This window comes from Pedobacter sp. R-06 (assembly GCF_049913135.1).
Taxonomy (GTDB): Bacteria; Bacteroidota; Bacteroidia; order Sphingobacteriales; family Sphingobacteriaceae; genus Pedobacter.
Genome location: NZ_CP183977.1, coordinates 3,811,766 through 3,833,548, shown reverse-complemented (window position 1 = coordinate 3,833,548; position 21,783 = coordinate 3,811,766). Strand labels below are relative to the sequence as shown.

The 21,783-nt window shown below is 37.9% G+C and carries 20 protein-coding genes; 7 read left to right on the top strand and 13 right to left on the bottom strand.

All coding sequences use genetic code 11. The features are described 5' to 3' along the window. Nucleotides 1-66: 66 nt before the first annotated feature. Nucleotides 67-2,370 (bottom strand): ATP-dependent helicase, encoded by a 2,304-nt coding sequence (locus tag ACN9MR_RS15305; RefSeq protein ID WP_426330230.1) that lies wholly within the window; start codon nt 2,368-2,370, stop codon nt 67-69. 277 nt (nt 2,371-2,647) lie between these two features. Here ACN9MR_RS15305 and ACN9MR_RS15300 point away from each other — a divergent pair, with 277 nt between their 5' ends. After that, nucleotides 2,648-2,971, top strand: a complete 324-nt coding sequence (locus tag ACN9MR_RS15300; RefSeq protein ID WP_426324871.1) for a DUF493 family protein — start codon at nt 2,648-2,650, stop codon at nt 2,969-2,971. An 862-nt stretch (nt 2,972-3,833) separates the two neighbouring features. Here ACN9MR_RS15300 and ACN9MR_RS15295 read toward each other — a convergent pair. Both ACN9MR_RS15295 and ACN9MR_RS15290 read right to left on the bottom strand, forming a co-directional pair. Further along, the gene (locus ACN9MR_RS15295) at nt 3,834-4,028 is read right to left on the bottom strand and encodes a hypothetical protein (protein WP_426324869.1); all 195 of its coding nucleotides are present in this window, start codon (nt 4,026-4,028) and stop codon (nt 3,834-3,836) included. A 128-nt stretch (nt 4,029-4,156) separates the two neighbouring features. Further along, nucleotides 4,157-4,585 carry a winged helix-turn-helix transcriptional regulator gene (locus ACN9MR_RS15290; RefSeq protein ID WP_426324867.1) on the bottom strand — a complete coding sequence of 143 codons (429 nt, stop codon included), beginning with the start codon at nt 4,583-4,585 and terminating at the stop codon, nt 4,157-4,159. A gap of 6 nt (nt 4,586-4,591) precedes the next feature. Here ACN9MR_RS15290 and ACN9MR_RS15285 point away from each other — a divergent pair, with 6 nt between their 5' ends. Continuing rightward, nucleotides 4,592-5,476: an NmrA family NAD(P)-binding protein gene (locus tag ACN9MR_RS15285; protein WP_426324865.1), complete on the top strand. Its 885-nt coding sequence runs from the start codon at nt 4,592-4,594 to the stop codon at nt 5,474-5,476. 46 nt (nt 5,477-5,522) lie between these two features. On the opposite strand, the gene ACN9MR_RS15280 is transcribed toward ACN9MR_RS15285, so the two are convergent. Genes ACN9MR_RS15280 through ACN9MR_RS15265 form a run of 4 tightly spaced genes read right to left on the bottom strand, consistent with a single transcriptional unit; the run spans nt 5,523 to nt 8,994 of the window. Next, entirely contained in the window at nt 5,523-5,888 is a 366-nt protein-coding gene (locus tag ACN9MR_RS15280) for a nuclear transport factor 2 family protein (RefSeq protein ID WP_426324863.1), read from the bottom strand. Between the two features lie 23 nt (nt 5,889-5,911). Continuing rightward, nucleotides 5,912-7,417 (bottom strand): PH domain-containing protein, encoded by a 1,506-nt coding sequence (locus tag ACN9MR_RS15275; RefSeq protein ID WP_426324861.1) that lies wholly within the window; start codon nt 7,415-7,417, stop codon nt 5,912-5,914. Next, on the bottom strand, nt 7,410-7,964 hold the full coding sequence (locus ACN9MR_RS15270; RefSeq protein WP_426324859.1) for a PH domain-containing protein: 555 nt from the start codon (nt 7,962-7,964) through the stop codon (nt 7,410-7,412). Before ACN9MR_RS15270 ends, ACN9MR_RS15275 begins: the two co-directional genes overlap by 8 nt. A 55-nt stretch (nt 7,965-8,019) precedes the next feature. Next, on the bottom strand, nt 8,020-8,994 hold the full coding sequence (locus tag ACN9MR_RS15265) for a GDSL-type esterase/lipase family protein (RefSeq protein ID WP_426324857.1): 975 nt from the start codon (nt 8,992-8,994) through the stop codon (nt 8,020-8,022). 299 nt (nt 8,995-9,293) lie between these two features. Here ACN9MR_RS15265 and ACN9MR_RS15260 point away from each other — a divergent pair, with 299 nt between their 5' ends. After that, nucleotides 9,294-10,664 carry a dipeptidase gene (locus tag ACN9MR_RS15260; protein WP_426324855.1) on the top strand — a complete coding sequence of 457 codons (1,371 nt, stop codon included), beginning with the start codon at nt 9,294-9,296 and terminating at the stop codon, nt 10,662-10,664. Between the two features lie 677 nt (nt 10,665-11,341). Here the strand turns inward: ACN9MR_RS15260 and ACN9MR_RS15255 are convergent. Continuing rightward, a complete protein-coding gene (locus ACN9MR_RS15255) occupies nt 11,342-11,539 on the bottom strand; it encodes a hypothetical protein (RefSeq protein WP_426324850.1) in 198 nt (65 codons plus the stop codon). A gap of 36 nt (nt 11,540-11,575) precedes the next feature. Between ACN9MR_RS15255 and ACN9MR_RS15250 the strand changes: the two genes are divergently transcribed. Continuing rightward, complete coding sequence (locus ACN9MR_RS15250; RefSeq protein WP_426324848.1) at nt 11,576-12,550, top strand: glycoside hydrolase family 43 protein; 975 nt, start codon at nt 11,576-11,578, stop codon at nt 12,548-12,550. Nucleotides 12,551-12,570: 20 nt separating this feature from the next. Here ACN9MR_RS15250 and ACN9MR_RS15245 read toward each other — a convergent pair whose 3' ends face one another. Further along, entirely contained in the window at nt 12,571-13,818 is a 1,248-nt protein-coding gene (locus ACN9MR_RS15245) for an MFS transporter (protein WP_426324846.1), read from the bottom strand. 139 nt (nt 13,819-13,957) lie between these two features. On the opposite strand from ACN9MR_RS15245, the gene ACN9MR_RS15240 reads away from it, so the two are divergent. Further along, the gene (locus ACN9MR_RS15240; protein WP_426324844.1) at nt 13,958-14,854 is read left to right on the top strand and encodes a glycoside hydrolase family 25 protein; all 897 of its coding nucleotides are present in this window, start codon (nt 13,958-13,960) and stop codon (nt 14,852-14,854) included. Between the two features lie 239 nt (nt 14,855-15,093). Here ACN9MR_RS15240 and ACN9MR_RS15235 read toward each other — a convergent pair whose 3' ends face one another. Beyond that, complete coding sequence (locus ACN9MR_RS15235) at nt 15,094-16,191, bottom strand: mandelate racemase/muconate lactonizing enzyme family protein (protein ID WP_426324842.1); 1,098 nt, start codon at nt 16,189-16,191, stop codon at nt 15,094-15,096. A 261-nt stretch (nt 16,192-16,452) separates the two neighbouring features. Here ACN9MR_RS15235 and ACN9MR_RS15230 point away from each other — a divergent pair, with 261 nt between their 5' ends. After that, a complete protein-coding gene (locus ACN9MR_RS15230; protein ID WP_426324840.1) occupies nt 16,453-18,462 on the top strand; it encodes a thioredoxin domain-containing protein in 2,010 nt (669 codons plus the stop codon). A gap of 7 nt (nt 18,463-18,469) precedes the next feature. Here ACN9MR_RS15230 and ACN9MR_RS15225 read toward each other — a convergent pair whose 3' ends face one another. Then, nucleotides 18,470-18,919 (bottom strand): hypothetical protein, encoded by a 450-nt coding sequence (locus ACN9MR_RS15225; protein WP_426324838.1) that lies wholly within the window; start codon nt 18,917-18,919, stop codon nt 18,470-18,472. Between the two features lie 46 nt (nt 18,920-18,965). Next, complete coding sequence (locus tag ACN9MR_RS15220; protein WP_426324836.1) at nt 18,966-19,133, bottom strand: hypothetical protein; 168 nt, start codon at nt 19,131-19,133, stop codon at nt 18,966-18,968. Between the two features lie 1,406 nt (nt 19,134-20,539). Between ACN9MR_RS15220 and ACN9MR_RS15215 the strand changes: the two genes are divergently transcribed. Further along, nucleotides 20,540-21,046: an FKBP-type peptidyl-prolyl cis-trans isomerase gene (locus ACN9MR_RS15215; RefSeq protein ID WP_426324834.1), complete on the top strand. Its 507-nt coding sequence runs from the start codon at nt 20,540-20,542 to the stop codon at nt 21,044-21,046. A gap of 84 nt (nt 21,047-21,130) precedes the next feature. Here ACN9MR_RS15215 and ACN9MR_RS15210 read toward each other — a convergent pair whose 3' ends face one another. Then, nucleotides 21,131-21,760 (bottom strand): Uma2 family endonuclease, encoded by a 630-nt coding sequence (locus ACN9MR_RS15210; RefSeq protein WP_426324832.1) that lies wholly within the window; start codon nt 21,758-21,760, stop codon nt 21,131-21,133. Nucleotides 21,761-21,783 lie beyond the last annotated feature (23 nt).

The window sequence follows — 21,783 nt, the reverse complement described above, 5'->3', positions numbered from 1 at the left end:
AGACACAAAGAACACAAAGATTAACATGATATTTCCTAGTGTACCTGGTGTCTTTGTGGCAAAAAACTATTTCACAATCATCAGTTTCGCAAACTTAAGCAATAGTTGTTTATTACCTAAGCCCTGGAAGAATACAGTAGCCTTAACATCAGGCAAAGTTCCCTCTAAGCTGATAATTTTTCCGAAACCGAATTTTTCGTGCTCAACTTCCATACCACCCTGAAATTCATGCGGTTGTGATGGGGTAAAGCCAGGCGTTGGCACGTGAGCTTTTGCCAGTAACGATGTTGTTTTCGGACGGGCTGGTGGGGCAGAAGTAGTTGCACCGGCCGCTGGTTTTGGCTTGCTAAAGAAATCGCGCGGCTGCGAAGTCCATGTTTTGCGGTCATCATCAAAATTACCTTCAAAACTGTTCGATTTGGCCGGTTTAACATCCAATTCTAAAAACTTCGGATTAATTTCGTTAATAAAACGGCTTGGTTCACAGTTGGTTAACGTTCCCCAGCGGTAACGGGAAGTGGCATAGGTAAGTGTTAATTTTACTTCGGCACGGGTAATGGCCACATAAAACAAACGGCGCTCTTCCTCTAAATCAGTTCGGTTGGTTAACGACATTTGCGATGGAAACAGATTTTCTTCCAATCCCACTATAAACACGTTTTTAAACTCCAAACCTTTGGCCGAGTGGATCGTCATTAAAGAAACCGTATCCTTATTTTTGTCTCCATCCTTATCATCGTTGGTTAAAAGCGCAACATCCTGCATAAAGATATCCAGACCTTTTTCTTCAATATCCTCGCGTTCTGCAAATTCCTTAATACCATTTAATAATTCCTGGATATTTTCGTATCTCGCACGTCCTTCAACGCTATCGTCAGTGTATAATTCTTTTAAAATACCTGCATGTTGGGCAATAAACAAAGCCGTATCATAAGCATCAAGCTTTTTTGCCTCTGCCTGAAAGCTTTGCACCATCATGGCAAAATCGTTCAATTGATTGGCTAAACGCCCGTCTACATATTCGTGTGCATTCGAAATTACATCCCACATGGTTTTTCCATGCTGATCTGCTGCAACAATAATTTTGTCAATAGAGGTATCGCCGATACCACGTTTAGGATAATTAATTACACGTTTTATAGCCTCTTCATCCTTCGGATTAAAGGTTAAACGGAAATATGCAATTAAATCTTTAATCTCTTTGCGCTGGTAAAAAGACTGACCGCCATATATCCGGTAAGGAATATTTAGTTTACGTAAACCCTCCTCCATGGCCCTGCTTTGCGCATTGGTACGATATAAAATGGCAAAATCGTTGTGCTGGTATCCCTTGGTGCTACGCTCCTGAATAATGGCTTCGGCAACCAGTTTACCTTCTTCGTTATCGGTAAAAGCCCGCGAAACTTTAATACGGTCACCAGGTTCATTATCAGAGAAAACATTCTTTTCTAGCTGGTTTTTGTTGTTGGCAATAATACTGCTCGCTGCATCAACAATATTTTGGGTAGAACGGTAATTCTGTTCTAATTTATAAACCTTTAAATCAGGGTAATCGCGTTCAAAATTTAAAATATTCTGGATGTTTGCACCACGGAACGCGTAAATACTCTGGGCATCATCACCTACCACGCAGATGTTCTGATAAGCCGCTGCCAGTTTTTTCACAATGGTATACTGCGAAAAGTTGGTATCCTGGTACTCATCCACCATCAGGTATCTGAATTTCTGCTGGTATTTATTTAAAACATCAGGATGTTCTTTCAATAAAATATTGGTTTTGAACAACAAATCGTCGAAATCCATTGCCCCAGCTCTAAAACAGCGCTTGGCATAGGTTTCGTAAATCTGACCAATTAATGGGCGTTTATTCTGGATATCTTCTGCCTGTATCTGGTCGTTAGCCTGATATTCACCCCAGGAAATTAAATTATTTTTGGCTGATGAAATTCTATTAAAAACAAAGTTAGCTGCATATAATTTATCATCCAGCTGCATTTCTTTCAAAATAGCACGGATTACACTTTTACTGTCATCGGTATCGTAAATGGTAAAATTGCTTGGATAACCGATTTTCTCGGCCTCTACACGTAAAATTTTGGCAAAAACAGAGTGAAAAGTACCCATCCAAATGTTTTTTGCCTCTGCACCAACCACTTTACTGATACGCTCACGCATATCTTTACTCGCCTTGTTGGTAAAGGTTAAAACCAGGATGTTAAATGGATCGGTACCGGTTTGAATAAGGTGGGCTACACGGAATGTAATTACCCTGGTTTTGCCCGAACCTGCACCTGCAACAATCATTACTGGTCCTTTAGTGTTCTCTACTGCTGCTCTTTGTTGTGGGTTTAATCCTGCTAAATAATCCAAATCGGCTCCTGTTTTTTTGAGGTTCAAAAATAACAATTCCTAGCGCTTTTTGCCAAAGTTGTTAGTAATTAGTTAAAAACCTGATCGATCGTTGTAGCGGCTCGTCATTCTGAACTTGTTTTATTAGCTGTTCTTATTGTTTTTTAGGTCTAATAGCTACTTCGTGGTCAGAATCTTTCTTGCAGTCTGAGCCGACATCCGCTTCACCCTGGTTTATTTAAATGCTGTCAGAATTGCACCCTATTTATTTGGGTATAGAATTTGATATGTTTTCGGAATGGACGAGAAAAAAATAAATAAGGATATCGAGTTTACTGATATCCCCGATGGAACAAATACAGATATTTATGCCAATTTAAAAGAGAAACTGGAAAGTGTTGAGCAGTTTCCGGGTGTTTACAATTTTAAATTTATTATTACTGGCGGATTAGACAAAATACAAGATTTACGCGCCGTTTTACCTGATGATGAGTTTATTGAGCATGCTTCAAAAACTGGGAAATATGTTTCAATTACGGTAAAAAAGATCATGCAAACTGCTGATGAGGTGATTGCAGTTTATAAGCAAGTAGGAAATATCAAGGGGATAATGATACTATAGGCGCTCCCGCCAATTTAAAATGATTTTCTTTTGGTTTTGGAAAAGTTAATCCGTATTTCATTTTTAGGGTTGCAGGGTGCACACACGCTGTTCGTAAACCTGATGGCGGCGACAGCTCCCGACTTCACGTCGGGACTACAGCGAACAGCAGGACTGCAACCTCCAATGAAAAACCATCCTTTCATTTCCAGTCAATAAAAAATATATATCGACTATTTATCAAGTAATTTTCTTTTCGGAGCGCAGTGCCTGTACAAGAAATCAAGTTGGTTCCCGTGTTCCGCTTGTACGCTTTGGCCTCGTTCCTCAGCCTGCAGGGTACCGCTTCACCCGGGGCTAAATGGCCAAAACAGCATTTCATTTTAGGGTTGCAGGGTGCACACACGCTGTTCGTAAACCTGATGGCAGCGGCAGCTCCCGACTTCACGTCGGGACTACAGCGAACAGCAGGACTGCAATCTTCAATGAAAAACCGCCCTTTTGTTTCCAACCAATAAAAAATTATATCGCCTATTTATCAACTAATTTTCTTTTCGGAGCGCAGTGCCTGTACAAGAAATCAAGTTGGTTCCCGTGTTCCGCTTGTACGCTTTGGCCTCGTTCTTCAGCCTGCAGGGGACCGCTTCACCCGGGGCTAAATGGCCAAAACAGCATTTCATTTTAGGGTTGCAGGGTGCACACACGCTGTTCGTAAACCTGATGGCAGCGGCAGCTCCCGACTTCACGTCGGGACTACAGCGAACAGCAGGACTGCAATCTCCGATGAAAAACATCCTTTCATTTCCAGTCAATAAAAAATATATATCGCCTAATTTCTTTTCTGATCGCAATGCCTGTGCGGGTGATCAAGCTGGTCCCTGCGTTACGTTTGTAAGCTTCGACTTCGTTCTTCAGCCTGCAGGGTGCCGCTCAATGTCATTAAGTTAAGCACCGCGATCGTCAGTCTGTCCAAAGGACTCCTGTGGAGAGCGTAGTCGAAGACTTCTTGAGATTGATAAAACGCAAATAAATGCCCTTCGACTTCGCTCTGGGTGACATCTTTTTGCGATTTATCCATTAACTTAATGATATTAGGTATCCGCTTCGCTAAGGTTTATATCATTTAGTCTGTGCTACTATTGAAGGTTTAAAACCTTCAATATATTTATTTATCATTCTGATTGCCCAGGTGAGTACCTATAGTAGTTAAACAGAACCATTTTTAACGGCCCAATCTACCATCGAATCTAATACCTGAAAAAGATCCTGTCCCGATTTTGTGAGGCTATAGGTAACTACCGGAGGAACAACTGCTTGTGCATCTCTATGAATAAGTTCATCATTTTGCAGTTGCTTTAAGTGTTGTATAAGCATTTTTTCAGTTATTTGTGGTATTGCACGTTTTAACTCGCTATAACGTTTTGATCCGCTCATTAAATGAAAAATAATAATGGGTTTCCAATAACCACCAATTTTTTCCATTACAAAGGTAACCGGGCAGCTGGTTAGTGCTACGCCTTTATTAAAATTACGGGTCGAACTTTCTTTAACAGCTGTCATGGTTACATACTTTGGGGTAAGTACTTGTGTAAAAGTAAGTACAAATATAGCTTTGTATTCAATATTTAAAAACAAAAAATCATGAAAATCACATTAACAGGATCAATTGGTAATATTACCAAACCTCTTGCCGAAATATTGGTAGCTAAAGGTCACGAAGTAAAAATTATTAGCAGCAACGCTGACAGAGCCGAAGGAATTAAATCGCTGGGTGCAATACCTTTAATTGGTAGTGTAAGCGATACCGGATTTTTAAAGGATGCTTTTACAGGGGCTGATGCCATTTACACCATGGTTCCGCCAAATTTTGCAGCACCAAAATTTAGGGAATATATTAAAAGTATTGGCGAAAATTATGCGGCTGCCATTAAAGAATCAGGTGTTAAAAAAGTGGTGAATTTAAGTAGTGTAGGTGCAGATCTGCCAGATGGAACAGGGCCAATCGCAGGATTGCACGATGTAGAAAATACGTTTGCTACATTAAATGGGGTAGATGTAAAACATTTGCGTGCTGGTTATTTCTACATTAACTTTTTAGCCAACATTGATATGGTTAAACATGCAAATATATTAGGGTCTAATTTTGGTGGCGATGCAAAACTAGTTTTGGTGCATCCACATAATATTGCTGAAGTAGCCGCTGAAGTATTGGAGAGCAATTTTACAGGTAAAACCATACGATATGTAGCCAGTGATGATGAAAGTACGCCAGCCGATGTTGCAAAGGCATTAGGTACGGCAATTGGTAAACCAGCATTACCATGGATAGAATTTAGCGATGAAGATGCATTTAACGGAATGGTAGGCGCAGGTTTACCTGAGGAAATAGCTAAAAACTACGTAGAAATGGGCGATGCAATCAGGAGCAATAAACTTTTTGTAGATTATTATAAAAACAGGCCCGTTTTAGGTAACATTAAGCTTAAAGATTTTGCTGCTGATTTTGCTGCGGCATATCAGAATTAATTGAATTATAGCAGCTGCCTGGATTTAAACCTGGCAGCTGTTATTTTTATATGGACACACAACTTCCGGCAATTACTTTCCACTCCTGACTAAACAACTTCCAAACTCTTAAATATCTGAAAATACCTTCGATGGATTGTGAAGTATATACTGCCTTTAGTTCAATTTTCACACTAACAACTGCAATATCGTTAATCAGATTAATTTGTTGTTCAGCTGGTAAAATAGAATTTACAACCAAATTTCCCGAGGTATAAGTTTCCATATCCATTGCCTTTGTTATGGTTACTCCATTGGGTAGGTTAAAAAGTAAATCTTCATGCAAAAGCAGATCCAGATCCTCAATATTACCATGCTGTATGGCTGTTAATAATCTATCTTCATTTAAAATGATCTGTTCCCTGGTATTCATATGAATCGTTTTTTTCTTTAAAATTACATCCAATTCTCATTTTTACGCTCTACCTGATATAACCAGTAATTTACCAGCTGTTTGATTTCGGTATAATTGCCATATTTAAAATGGATCTGGCCTGCAGCGGTATGTAACGTGAGATGGCCAACATCTACTCCTTTATGCCATGGGTATTGAAAAGTGGTAATGGCCTGAATCTTATTCGGTACCACAATTTCATTTGAGATATCCCAGATTCCACTGGTTTTGATGATGAAATCCTGACTTACTGAAACCCGATGCCGGCGATAACTGATGTAAATCATCAGGATGCCAATTATTAAATAAGCAATTGATACACCGATATAAGGCTTCAGCTCAGCAACATTAAATGCAATGATTAAAAATGTCACCACAGGCAAAATCAGTTTAAAGAAAATGGGTAAATTTAAAAAACGCCAATCGGGGATAAAGGTTTTTCCTTTTAATAGTGCTTCACCCAGTATCATTTTTAGCAGTTCATCACGCTCAGTAGGGTTACAGCCCGGAATCTCCAAAGTGTTTCCCTGCATTTCATGTCCTTTTTTACTTTGACCAAAATGAGCCTGCCTTAAACTCATATTCAGCATATTCATCTTTTTCTGAAAGTAGTTCTGGCTGTATTTGGTAATCTGCACTTTATTCGGACTAATCAAGGTGTTTTTCTTGGCAATAAGTCCTGACGAGAGCAAAAGTGTGTTTTTATGTTCGCTAATTTCAAGCTCGAAATACTTGTAAAAGGTTCTAACCAGGTTAATAATTAACAATACGATTAAAAGGCATGCAATTAAAATAAAAACGGTAACAATGGTTAACATACCCGTTACCGTGTTCTGAATCTCATCTTTATTAATTTTAAAAGCATCAAGCAGTTGCCTGCCTTCATAAATAACGGTGTAAAAAAAAGCGGCAAGTAAAGCTAAACTTTGTCCATAATTAGAGGTAAGTCCTACTTTGAACAAAGTCCAGGCACTTATTCTTAAAAATGGTGTTTCTGCTATTTTGTGGTTTTCATGTTCAATTTCCGATTGTGCTTCAGTTACGGATCTGCTATTTAATAAATGTTCTTTAAGGTTATAGGCCGAAGTTTCGTCAATTGCTTTTATGCTTACTTCTTCTCCATGAGCACCGGCAGTATCGATTTTTAACCCATAAACGCCGATAATTTTCTGCAGAATATTCTGATTAATGTTAACCTGCTGTATTTTGTCAAGCTGAATAATGACCTGATCGCGATTGAATATCCCCTTATTCACCACAAATTCCTGCTTTTCTTTATCTAAAAAGAAGGTGAATTTTAAATACCATAAATAAGCAAATATAAAACTGAATATGATTATTGCAGAAATGCCTAACATCAGGTAGGTAAAAGAAGTGCTCGACATCTTTACAAAGGCAATAATAAATAAGAAAAAACTCGCCTTGCCAATTTTTAGCATGGTATGGGCACCCATTACAATGATACCAAAGGCCGATTCGCGCTGCGGTTTACTAAAATCGTTATTCATTGGCATTCAATTCTGTTGTTGGATTTTCAAGTAGGTCTAGTTTTTTCAAAAGCAGATCCCTGATACGCTTGGCATCATCAATTGCAATCCCCGAAATATGGATATGCCCCGTTTGGCCGCCTGCGGTAAATAGCTGTAACGATCCCAGTTTGTATATTCTGGAAAAAATCCCTTCATTTAATTCGATATGCTGAATCCTGTTTAAAGGAACAATTGTTGTCGATTCGGCAATAATTCCGCTTTTGTATATGACATCATGTGTGCGGATAGCATAACCCCGTTTCTTAAAACTGGCGCGAAAGAGTAGAAAGAAGATGGCTAATAAAGCTAAATAAAGGGGGATAATCCATTTGGCATTTGGTTTTACTTCATCAACAAAGAATAGGAGTATACCAATAGTTATTCCCAGTAAGCCAAAAAAGATCAGCAGATTAATGCAGATAATTTTCCAATAATTGGGGTGTGGCCGGCTTAACTGAATGTCTTCGTATTTTGGAAGAAGATCGAGATCAATAACTTCATTGGTGAAAAATGTCTCAGTAGTCATGGTTAAAGGTATAAAACATATTAATCTATAAATAGACTAATGTTTAAATCTTTTGTTACCTCGCTACAATAAACTTTTTTGCAGAATTGTATTGACCAGAATCGGAAGAGATTTTGAAGAAATAAATACCGGGAACAAAAGTAGAGGTGTTAATTTCTAAGGTGTGTTTTCCCGTATTAAGGTATTCATTTACCACTGTTTTAACCAGGCGCCCCATTAAATCGTAAATCTGGATGTTAATTTTGTCTGTTTCAGGCAAAACAACATCAATAAAGGTTTGCATAGCTGCAGGGTTAGGGTAATTCTGAGAAACGGTGAATTTTAAGAATTTATCAAAAATTGCTTTATTAATGGCGTCGAAAATTACATAGCTCACCAACCTGTAACCACGTGCATTTGGGTGAAAAGGATCCTGATAAAGCGAAAAATCACGTCTCATGGCCGCGTTTACATCGGCTAAATATATTTTATATTCTGCAGCTAATTTTTTGTAGGCTGTATTAAGGTTCCTGATGTTAGTATTTACAGCAACATAACTTTTAATCGTCCTATCATCAACAAACTGGAGTGTACATAAAATCGGGACTAAGTTCTGTTTAAGGCTTGCCGTAATCAATACCCGCATATTAGCAACGGTTTCGGCTATACTTCCTTTACCTGTAGCAATCGCTAAAGCATCGTTAATACCCATATCAATAACAATAAAGCCTGTTCTATTGGCTATTGCGTTATCAATCCTGAGCAATCCCTGGAAGGTTGTTTGTCCGCCGATACCGTGGTTGGTAATATCTACTATCTTATTGGTATAACAGTTCAAAAAGTTGTTTTGCAGCATGGTTTGGAACCCCAGTCCTTTAACACCTTCTACGGTGCTGGCTCCAAAGGTTACAATATTTATACTGTCTTTCGAATAATATTGGGCTGCATCCGGGCAACTTACGCGAGTAGCAGGGGGGACCTGAGCTAACGAAGAAATGCGGACAACAAGAAGCAGCAGCAGAGATAAAAATACTTTGGCGCTAAACTTCATTGTTAAAATTCTTTCGTACAGGATTTAAGGATATCTGTTATTGGCGCAATTTACAAAAAACTAAATATAATTAATGCTGTACTATATTTTTTTACAAACATTAAATCATTTTTTGTATTTACTAAAAGACGCGTTTTAAGTTTAAAAAATAGAATCGTGATTTTGAACTAAAAAAAATAATTAAATCCATTAACCGTCTGGCTATAAGCAAAATTTTACCCTGTTATGGGGATAATTTATTAACCGCTTAAGTGCCTTTTTATTTGGTAAAGCCTATATTTGTCCAAATTCATTTTGTTATGCAAGAGATTAAAAATTATGTAGAAACGCACAAACAACGTTTTTTAGATGAGTTGTTTGAGTTATTGCGTTTTCCATCGGTAAGTGCTGATCCGAAATACAAAGGCGATGTTTTAAAAACAGCTGATTATGTGGCGCAGAAATTAAAAGATGCAGGAGCTGATCAGGTAGAAATTTGCCCAACCGCAGGATACCCTATTGTTTATGGGGAAAAAATTATAGATGCTTCTTTACCTACTGTTTTAATATATGGTCATTACGATGTTCAACCGGCAGATCCATTAGAACTTTGGCATACACCACCTTTTGAGCCAACAGTACGCGATGGTAAAATTTATGCCCGCGGTGCTTGCGATGATAAAGGACAGTTTTATATGCATGTAAAAGCATTCGAACTGATGATGCAGACCAATACTTTGGCCTGTAACGTTAAATTTATGATCGAAGGCGAAGAAGAGGTAGGTTCTGCAAATCTGGGTATTTTTGTAAACGCGAATGCCGAGCGTTTAAAGGCCGATGTAGTTTTAATTTCTGATACTTCGATGATCAGCATGGAACATCCATCAATCGAAACCGGTTTACGCGGTTTAGCTTATATGGAAGTTGAAGTAGTTGGTCCGAACCGCGATTTACACTCAGGAGTTTACGGTGGAGCAGTCGCGAATCCAGCTACTATTCTTTGTAAAATGATCGCTTCATTACACGATGAAAATAACCACATCACTATCCCTGGCTTTTATGATAAAGTGCTTGAGTTAACAGATGAGGAGAAAAAAGCATTAAATTCTGCACCCTATGACGAAGCAGAATATAAAAAGGATTTAGATATAGAAGAAGTTTGGGGGGAGAAAGGTTACTCAACGCTGGAGCGCACTGGTACCCGTCCAACTTTAGAAGTAAACGGAATTTGGAGCGGTTACATTGGCGAAGGTGCAAAAACCGTATTACCGAGTAAAGCCAATGCAAAAATTTCTATGCGTTTGGTTCCACACCAAAGCTCAGAAGAAATTGCCGAGATTTTTACCAAACATTTCGAAAGCATTGCGCCTAAAAATGTAAAGGTAAAAGTTACGCCTCACCATGGCGGCGAACCAGTGGTAACCCCAACTGATAGTATTGCTTACCAGGCGGCAGAAAAAGCAATTGAAGATAGTTTTGGTAAAAAGGCCATTCCAACCCGTGGTGGCGGTAGTATTCCTATCGTGGCCTTATTTGAAGATGTACTGGGCATTAAATCGGTGCTTTTTGGCTTCGGTTTAGATAGCGATGCTTTACACTCTCCGAATGAGAAATATGATATTTACAATTATTATAAAGGAATAGAGACTTTGCCGTTATTCCATAAATATTTCGCAGAGCTGAGTAAATAAGCTTGATTTAATTTATTCATTCTGACGCAACGGATCGTCATTTCGAGCGGAGTGCAACGCAGTCGAGAAATCTATTTTCAGCAGATATCTCTCCCGAAAGTTCGGGACTGTGCTTCAGTCGAGATGACGATTTCTTTTTTGTAAATGAACGGTTAGTTTTTCATAGCTACTGCAGTCCCGCCATCGCTTATAGTCCTCATTTCGTTGCACTTCATTCCGGGCTATTTAGCTTTGTCGGGTTTATTTAACTGCGGCTCGTTCTTCGAAGCAAAGGCTGTCCCTGCATCCGCTATAAAAACTTTAATAGTATCACAGCCCCTGCAACCTAAACCTGACCGCAGTGTAAAACCCGCAGGCCGAAGCATGAGGGCGAGGATTTGAAACGAAGGGCAGGGCAGGTTTAGCCGAAATGCTTGGGGTTTTGCTTTCCAAAGCAATTAAATAAATTAACTTTTATTGTCAGTCTGAGCGGAGTCGAAGACCATCCCTGTTTAATTTTATTAGACAGGTTTTTTTTGAAACGAATGGTTAGCGTTTCATTGGTACTGCAGTCCCGCCATCGCTTATAGTCCTCATTTCGCTGTGCTCCATTCCGGGCTATTTGGCTTTGTCGGGTTTATTTAACAGCGGGCTGTTCTTTGAAGCAAAGCCTGTTCCTTGCATTCGCCATAAAAACTTTAAATAGTATCATCGGCCCTGCCACCTAAACCCGATCCTAGTGGATGCTCCCGATTCTTTATCGGAGCAGGAACGGGAGCGGAGTTGGCGAAACCAAAAGGTACTGCGACTGCTTTCCAAAAAGCATTCTTCATCTGGAAACTCAGCGTACTTTGCGCCTTTTTCTTCGAGTGATTTGCGGTTAAAAAGAACCTCAAATTTTTAAACCACAGATTTTTTTCTAAATTGCTGCCATGAAATATCTATTCTCATTACTTTTATCCGGGCTGACTTCTTTAGCTCAAGATACTAAAACGATTAAGCAATCTGGAAATCCAATATTTCAAGGCTGGTATGCAGACCCTGATGCGGCTATTTTTAATAATAAGTACTGGGTTTATCCAACCTATTCTGCTAAATATAGAGAACAGGTTTTTTTAGATGCCTTTTCATCTGATGATTTGGTGAAATGGAAAAAACACCCACATATTTTAGATACTGCTGCTGTTAAATGGGCTAACAAAGCCATGTGGGCCCCTGCGATTGTTCAAAAAGATAAAAAATATTACCTGTTTTTTGGTGCTAATGATATTCAGAGTGATAAAGAAATTGGTGGAATTGGCGTAGCCGTTGCCGATAAACCGGAGGGGCCTTATAAAGACCATTTAGGGAAACCTTTGGTAGATAAGTTCCATAATGGCGCTCAACCTATTGATCAGTTTGTGTTTAAAGATAAAGACGGCCAGTATTATTTAATTTATGGTGGCTGGAAACACTGCAATATTGCAAAGTTGAATAAAGATTTTACTGGCTTTTTGCCTTTTGAAGATGGTACAACTTTTAAAGAAATCACACCTGATAATTATGTAGAAGGGCCATATATGTTCATCAGAAATGGTAAATATTATTTTATGTGGAGCGAAGGGGGCTGGACCGGCCCCGATTATTCAGTTGCTTACGCCGTTGGTGATTCGCCATTTGGTCCGTTTAAAAGAGTAGATAAAATATTAAAGCAGGATGCGGCTATTGCTACCGGCGCGGGTCATCATTCTGTAATTATCAACGAGAAAAAGGGGCAATACTATATTGTTTACCACCGTCGCCCTTTAACCGAAACTGATGGCAACCATCGCGTTACCTGTATTGATGAAATGAAATTTGATGCTGATGGTACTATTCTTCCCGTAAAAATTACAAACGAAGGGGTAAAAGCCCAGAAAGTTAAATAAATGCTGTTCGGCTGGAGGTTTTATTCAATTTCCAGCTGAACTTCACTTTTTTGTAAAACAGTTTTTGCCTGCTTTTTATTAAGTGTGTTAAACCCCCAGGTGCATAATAAAAGCATTGCCGCAAGCCCCAGCCAAAGCCAGTTATAACCTAAATTTTTGGCAATAAAGAAACCAAACAACGGACCAACAACCTGCGCGCACGACCAGCTCAAGGTATAGCCTGCTGCATATAAACCCCTGTTATGTTCGTTGCTTCTGCTAATTACGATGGTGTTTATAAAAGGTAAGGTGAGCATCTCTCCGCAGGTAAAAACTACAATGGTAAGTACTGCTGCAACAATATGGAAACTAACCGGGGCGCTTAAAATGATGTACGAAATTGAAAATAGAACCGCACCAACAATAATAAAAAACATTGGTGATCTTTTGGTTTCAATCTTGTTGATCATGATCATTTCAAACAAAGCAATTACAGCCCCATTAAGGCCTATAATAATTCCAATTTGAAACTCATCAATATGCCATTGTTCCTTAAAAAATACCGGAACAACCCTAAACATTAAAAAGGCGCAGGTAATAAAAATAGTAGTAAGCAGAATGAACTTTACATAAAAAACATCTTCCCATGGTTTCTTAATAACCATGTTGCTGGCATTTTCTTTAGCCTTTTTAATAAAATCTTTCACTTGTGGCAAAAACGACAGGATTAATAAACCAACAATAATGCTTACCCCGCCTTCAACAATAAACAAAAGCTTATAATTAATTGAAGCAATAATTCCTGCCAAACTAATACCTACTGACCAACCGATGTTTACTGCGAGTCTGTTTAAAGAATATGACCTTGTTATTGTCCCTTCAGCAGCATAGTGTGCAACAGCTGTGAAATTTGCAGGACGGAATGCCTCAGAAAAAAAGCTGATAACAACAGTTAAAATGCATAGACTGTAAAAATGGATAATGGTAGAAAAGAGGATGAAAAGTAAACCGCCAACTATCGACGAAAGGATCTGTACCGGGCGGAAACCAATCATATCGGTCAATTTCCCTCCTGTTGCCGAACCCAGAATTGAACCTATGCCAAATAAGGTGATAATCAAACCAGCGTCCATTTCCGAGCGATGTAAACTTTGGGTAACGTATAAGCCCATAAACGGAACAGCCATGCTTCCACATCTGTTAAACATCATTACAATGCTTAAAAGCCAGGTTTCTCTGCTTAATCCGCTGAATGATGTTTTATAAGTGTTGAAAATAAGTTTGAACATGCTGTATTTAGATGTGGTAAAAATAGCAAAAGCCAGATATTAATTAATCATCTGAATTCAATATCCGCTTGTTGAATTAAAAAGATGAGCAAAGAATATCCCATATTTTTTTACAAATTTGCATCCGGAAACCGATCAAATGCCGCCAGAGAAAAGAACCCCAATAAACAAAAGCCCTGTTGCCAGAAAACCTGCCGTTAGGAAACCTGCAGCCAGGAAACCCACAACAGGCAGAAAAAAGAAGGGTGGTATTTCGGTTCAGCTTAAACTGGTTATTGCAGGTTTATTGTTGATTTTGCTCTCCCCATTTTATTACGGTTATGTTTTAAGAAGTTTTGTGGCTACGTGGCGCTGGGTTAAAGATTGGGGACAAGACCCCAATTACAGAACCTACGAAAGTTTTAACATCAAAATCCCTAAAAAATATACCGTTCACGGTATCGACGTTTCCTACTATCAGGGCAAAATAAACTGGCAAAAAGTAAAGGAAATGAAAGAGGATGAAGTAAGTATCCGTTTTGCCTTTATCAAAGCCACGGAGGGATTAATGTTGGTTGACCCTTATTTTCAACGCAATTGGCGTGAAGCCCCAAAAGCAGGCATTATTTGCGGTGCCTATCACTTCTTCAGACCAAAAAAGGACGGCAAAACACAGGCTAAGTTTTTCCTGCAAGTGGTAAATATCGAGAAAGGTGATTTACCACCTGTTGTAGATATTGAATCTTTAGATGGGGTTTCACCGCTAAAAATGAGGGCAGAACTTTCTGATTTTCTCAATTATGTAGAAATGAAAACCAAAGTAAGACCAATTGTTTATACCGGTCTTAAATTCTATGAAGATTATTTAGCCGATTTTTTTGATGATTATCCTTTGTGGATCGCCCATTATTATCAACCAAAACTAAGGATGGATAAAAGCCGCTGGAAATTTTGGCAGCACTCTGATAAAGCCAAAATTAACGGTATCGGTCATGTAGTCGATTTTAATGCTTTTAATGGCGATAGTTTGGCGTTGGATAGGTTGTTGGTTCATTAGTCATTGGTTCACTGGTCATTAGTTCATTAGTCATTTGTTGATTGACCATTAGTACATTAGCCATACCCGCTTACCGTCATCCTGAACTTGTTTCAGGATCTGTTATCTGTGATTTTTACAATCTTGTAACTACTTAAATAGGTTGTTACAGAGCATTTGACATCATATAGCAAAACCAATGAACTATTTTAGTACACTTGCTAGAAAACCAATAAACTATTGACTAATGAACAACTGAACTAAACCGTCCAGCTTTCACATTTCTCTAAGAAAAATTCATCTGCTTCTGCACCGATGCCGATTTCTTCAGGAACATCAAGAAAATAGCCGTTATAAGTTAAGCCACCTACAACTGGGTCGACCAGGTGCCCCAGTAGCGCTGTATCCAGATCAAAAAACTCAATATTAGGACTGGCCAATGCAAAATGCAGGTTGGCGCTTAAAGCAATCCGGGTTTCGAGCATGCTCCCAATCATACATTTTACACCTCGTTGCAGGGCTTCTTCATGGATTTTTTGCGCTTCTAAAATACCTCCGGATTTAGAAAATTTAATGTTTAAATAGCTTGTAGACTGGCTATTGATCAGTTTGCGGGCATCATGATGGTTGTAACAGCTTTCATCGGCCATTAACTTAATAGGCGAGTTTACATTCAGTTCTGGTAATTTATCATCGTACCAGGTGCGCATGGGTTGTTCGCAAAATTCAATATTGTATTTTTCCAATTCGCCCAATGCAAATAAAGCGTCATCAAAACTCCAGCCCTGATTAGCATCTAAACGTAAAACCAAATCTTCGCCCACTGCTTCGCGGATATGTTTTACCCTTTCTATATCATCGTGCACTTTTTTGCCCAGCTTAATTTTTAGAATGCGGCAACCCTGGCTTTTATATTTCAAAGCTGTCGTAGCCATTCCCTCGGGCGTATCGATACCAATTGTCATATCGGTTTCTATGGTACGTTTGGTTCCGCCAAGAAATTTATACAATGGTAGTTTGGCGTTTTTGGCCGCAATATCAAATAATGCCATATCGAAAGCACTTTTAATGGTATTGTTATGGTCTGCATAGCCCAATAAATCGTTCATCCGCTCAGGAATTTCCAATGGATCTTTACCTTTTAAAATGGCGGCGAAGTCTTTAGCCATGGCAATACAGGTTTCCTGTGTTTCACCCACAATCATCGGGAAAGCAGAACATTCTCCAATGCCGTGAATGCCTGTATCGGTAAAAATCCTCACTAATACATTCTGGGCAAAATGCATGGTTCCGGTTGCAATAACAAAAGGTTCCATCGGTATGCTAAAGCGGTATATTTCGGTATGGGTGATTTTCATTTTTTTTAGGTCGAAGGTATAAGGTTGAAGGTGTAAGGTTTGCAAATTTGGATAAAAGCCGATAATCTGTCCAACTCAATTCGTAACGCACCGCGTCAGATTTCGATTAAATAACTCATTTTTGCTTAATTCCATTCATCATTTAGATTTCCAACTAAAGTATAAAAACAAAAACTAAATAGAAACAGGTTTGTAGATTATTAATAGATTTACGTCTCAAATTAAATTCCTTTTTCCCGCTTACATTTTACATTAGCAGCCATGTCAGATACCAATAACCTAATTCATGCTTCTTCACCCTATTTGTTGCAACATGCCCATAATCCTGTTCATTGGTACGAATGGGGTGCAGAAGCGTTAGAAAAGGCAAAAAGAGAAAATAAACTCATATTGGTGAGTATTGGCTATTCGGCCTGCCATTGGTGCCATGTAATGGAACGCGAAAGCTTCGAGAATCATGAAGTTGCCGAAGTGATGAACCGTCATTTTATCTGTATTAAAGTAGACCGCGAAGAGCGGCCGGATATTGATCAGATTTATATGTACGCCATTCAGCTCATGACAGGAAGCGGGGGCTGGCCTTTAAACTGTATCTGTTTGCCAGATCAACGCCCGATTTATGGTGGAACCTATTTCAGGAAAAGCGATTGGATCAATATTCTGGAAAATGTTGCCGCACTTTGGGCAAATGAACCCGATAAAGCTATCCAGTATGCCGAACGCCTAACTTCTGGCATTAAAGACAGTGAAAAGATAATCCCTGCAGTAACAGCAGAAGCGTATACCCATGAACATTTAACAGAAATTATCGATCCATGGAAACGTCATTTCGATATTGGTTACGGAGGTTATAACCGTGCACCAAAATTTCCTTTACCCAATAATTGGGTCTTTTTATTGCGTTATGGCTTTTTAAAAGACGATGAATCTGTTTTTACAGCAGTTTGCCATACGCTCGAAGAAATGAGTAGAGGCGGTATTTACGATCAGATTGGAGGCGGATTTGCCCGTTATTCGGTTGATGATAAATGGCATGTGCCGCACTTCGAAAAGATGCTTTACGATAATGCTCAACTCATTAGTTTATACACCGAAGCTTATCAGTGTACCAAATTCGATTCTTTTAAACAAACTGTTGTTGAAACGATAAATTGGGTTTTTCAGGAGATGACTTCAACAGATGGCTTATTTTACTCGGCACTGGATGCAGATAGCGAAGGGGTAGAGGGGAAGTTTTACATTTGGGATAAAGCAGAATTCGATCAGGTTTTGGCAGGAGATGCCGGGTTAATCGGCGCTTATTACAACATCACCGAAGAAGGTAATTGGGAAGAAGAACAAACTAATATCCTACGTAAAACGATCAGCGATGATGATTTACTTGCAAAATTTAATATCTCGGCAGAGGTGCTTTACGATAAGGTAAACTCAGCTAAAGAAAAATTATTGGCCGTTCGTGGTAAAAGAGTCCGACCAGGTTTGGATGATAAATGTTTGACTGCCTGGAATGGTATGATGATTAAAGCTTTGGCTGATGCGGCAGAGGTATTGAATCATCAACCATATTATGAAAAAGCTTCAACAGCGACCAATTTTATTTTAAGTCATTTAAAATCAGAAAACGGTGGCTTATACCGCAATTATAAAAACGGAAAGGCTTCTATTACGGGTTTCTTAGATGATTATGCCTTTTTTATTGAAGCGCTAATTGCCCTTTACGAAGCTGATTTTGATGAAAAATGGCTAGATGAGGCAAAATTATTGACCGATTATGTGATCGCTAATTTTACGGATAGAGATTCGCCAATGTTTTTCTATACTTCAGCTGAAAGCGAAGATTTAATTGCCCGTAAACATGAAGTAATGGATAATGTAATCCCCGCTTCAAACTCTACCATGGCGCAGAATTTGAAGAAATTGGGCCTGCTTTTCGATATTGAACAATATACCGAAAAAGCCTCAGAAATGCTTGCTGCGGTTCAGCCGAAGATTAAAAGTTACGGTTCTGCTTATTCGAACTGGGCGATTCAACTGTTAAACGAAATTTACGGCATAAATGAAATTGCCATTACCGGTTTAGAAAGCGATAATATTAAATTAGCATTAAGCGGACATTATATTCCGAACAAAATTACATTAGGCGGAACAAAAAGTAGCTTACCGCTGTTAAAAGGTAAGCAAAGCAACGAAACAAAAGTTTATATTTGCCGAAATAAAGTATGCCAATTGCCTGTTAAAACAGTTGAGGAAGCGTTAGAACATTTCCGATAATTTAAAATTATTGATAAAATCCGTTCCATCTTAGCCATTCTCTTTCAAGGTGATTTTTATAGAAATGGAATTCAATATAGTTAAAATAGTATAGGCTATTTTCTAGGATAAATTTTTCCATAAAATTATAATTGCTTTCATAAAACCTTGATAAGTCGATGAAATCCTTTTCCTCATCTTCTATTGTAAATTCCATAGATGAAATTCCTTTATATTGAATGAATTTTTTTCTGGTTTTCTCGTTAAAAAATGAAGTTTCAATAACTAAGGCATATTTGGCTTTGGTTTCCGAAATCTTATTTATTGAGGCATTAAGACTTACGGTCGGCTTTATTTTTGTTTGCGCATTGAAAAATGTGGAGATGTAAACTTCACTCTTGTGATTATTTAAAGGATGCCAAAAAGAATCATCTAATTTGTATTTCACAATGCTACGTGTTTCGTTTGAAATAATCATAAACTTTCAATTTAAAAGTTAATATGTTGAGTGGCGATTTATAGAGTTATCTATAAATTTGTTCACGCTCAATTAAAACACCAGCATCGTTAAATTTTTCTTTTATAGATTGTGGTTTATTACGTAGAGCGTATTTGCCAATCCAATCTGTAAGATTTTTACCGAATGAAAACTTTAATGCTATCCAAGCACCCATACTTGCTAAAATTGACATATTTAAATGGATTAAGGTCAGTAATTCTTAAAATGAAAAGAAAAAGCTAACTGTAATCCAGTCCCGTAGGATACAGCAAAGAGGAATGTGTTTTTAAAAGTAGCAATTTTCCAAATAAAAAAATGCAATTGTCGATAAAATCCTGGCATAATATTTATATTTATCTGATAATTAGTTATTTGTGTTTCTAGCACTTTATTAACCAAAACTTGGTCAAGTCTTGTTGACGTTGACTTATTCGATTATTGTTTTCAATTGATTTAAATAGATTACCCATTGTTTATCTCTTTTTCTTTTTGCCACCATTAGTAACTAATTTATAATTGGTTGCCACAACAATAACAGCGATTACGCTGATGATAATAACCAGAAAAGTTTCCATATATATCTATTTAATAACGTTTTATATTCATTTTTCAGCGCAAGATGTTACTTGCTTTTCTTAACTCAAATTTACCTATACTATTTGGTGATATTCGACAGGGGTTCAATTCCAAAGATGCTTAATAAGTTATCTCCAAATTAGACTAAGTATCACCGAAAGTTCGCCCTATACGCTAAAGATAAATTTCCTTGTTTTCAACTTAAAGTGCCAGCGCACTACAGCGCACGCAGTTTTGGCATATAATCTATATATTATGTTTTCCTCCAACATTTCCATTTATACATAAGATAAATTTTCCTGTTTTCATCATACGCATCAAAGTTCGCCCCATACCTTATAGATAAATTCTTTAATTCTCGACTTAATGTGCTAGCGCACTACAGCGCAGCGTGTTTATACCCTCTACTATTAATATTATGTTATTCTTTATTAATGGTGTCATATGTATAAGATTAATTTTCTTTTTCTTATCGTACAATTACGTTTCCTATACAAAAAACATTTGGTTTACACAAGTTTTAGTCCTTACTAGGATTTTCATTGACTTTACACCTAAACCATTGAACAAAGCTATCTAAAGTAACTATTCCTTCATAGTTGATTGATTTATTAGGGTTGCCAAATAAGAGCGTTTAAGATTATCTATAATCTAAATATTATGTACAGCCGACTATTTATAGCTATGCGGCACACAAAGGCAATAAAAAAAAGCAGAAAAATGGGATAAAGGCACTGCATCGAAATCCTTGCTAAGGATAAGTAACAAACAGAAGCTAGAGGATATAATAACGATTGATATATTCTTTTTTTAGTACTAATCTTTGTACTAGTACTAAAATTTATATTCTTTTCTGAACAATCAGCTCATCTTTTTTGTTAGGTAAATAATTAACTTATCTTTGCCCAGCAATATTTAAAAGCACTATAATAAGTTTAATAAATATTTGCCGAAATAAAGTATGCCAGTTGCCGGTTAACACTGTTGAGGACGCATTAGAGTATTTACAATAAATTAATTTAAATGAATATTTCACCAAACTCTGTAGTAGCGTTAACTTACGAATTGCATACTACTAACGAAGAAGGACAACAAGTTTTTGTAGAAAAAGCTGACGAACAAAATCCTTTAGTATTTTTATATGGCGTTGGCATGATGTTGCCTAAATTTGAAGAGCATTTAACCGGTTTAAAAACTGGTGATGAATATAGCTTCGAGCTATCTGCAGCAGATGGTTATGGTGATATCGATCCAGGTGCTTTTGCTGATCTTCCAAAAACGATGTTTACTGAAGCTGGTGGCGAATTGCCAAATGTAGGTGATGTGATTCCTTTACAAGATAACAATGGTAACCAGTTTAGAGCAGGTGTTACTGCTGTTCACGACGATACCATTTCAGTAGATTTAAACCACCCGATGGCTGGTAAAAACTTAGTGTTTAGCGGTGTGATTTTAAATGTGCGTGAAGCTACTCAAGATGAATTGGCTCATGGTCATGCTCACGGAGCTGACGGTCATTCAGGTCACTAATTATAGATAAGCGATTTCAAGGAAGTCAGGTTTTAAATAGCAAATTGCTGTTTAAACCTGACTTCTTTCGTTGATATCTATGTTTTAATCTTGAAAAACCTCGTCTAAAACAAGCTTAAAGCCCGGTATAATCGTTGTGGTTACCTCTTCGCCCTCAGTAAGTAGTTTAGTAGGCTGAAATTTGCCATTATCATCGAGAATATACCTGAAAAATGTTTTTTCCGAAGGACTTACAATCCAGTATTCTTTAACACCTGCTTCTTCATAAACCTCATATTTATTAATGAGTTCTTTTTTATTGTTGCCCGGTGATAAAATTTCGACAACGATATCTGGTGCACCTATGCATCCACGTTTATCTAGCTTAGTCTGATCGCAAACTACAACGATATCGGGTTGTACTACGGTAAAAACTTCTTTATCATCCTGAGTTTTCTTTGCTAAACGGACATCAAAAGGAGCGGAATATGCACGACACGGTTTCCCTTTGAGTATATTGTATATAGGGACAAAAATGTTGGCTGAAATTCCCTGGTGAATTCGAGAAGGGGCAGGACTCATTTTGAATAAGTGTCCTTTAATAATTTCTAAGCGTTCCTCAAATTCGAAGCGCATATAATCTGCATAACTGTATAAAGCAGAAAAATCGACCTCGTTGAGGGTTTTAATTGGAGGTTGCTCCTCTTCGGTAGGATATGGCTTGATATTTTTCATATGAGGTATTTAACCAAATATAC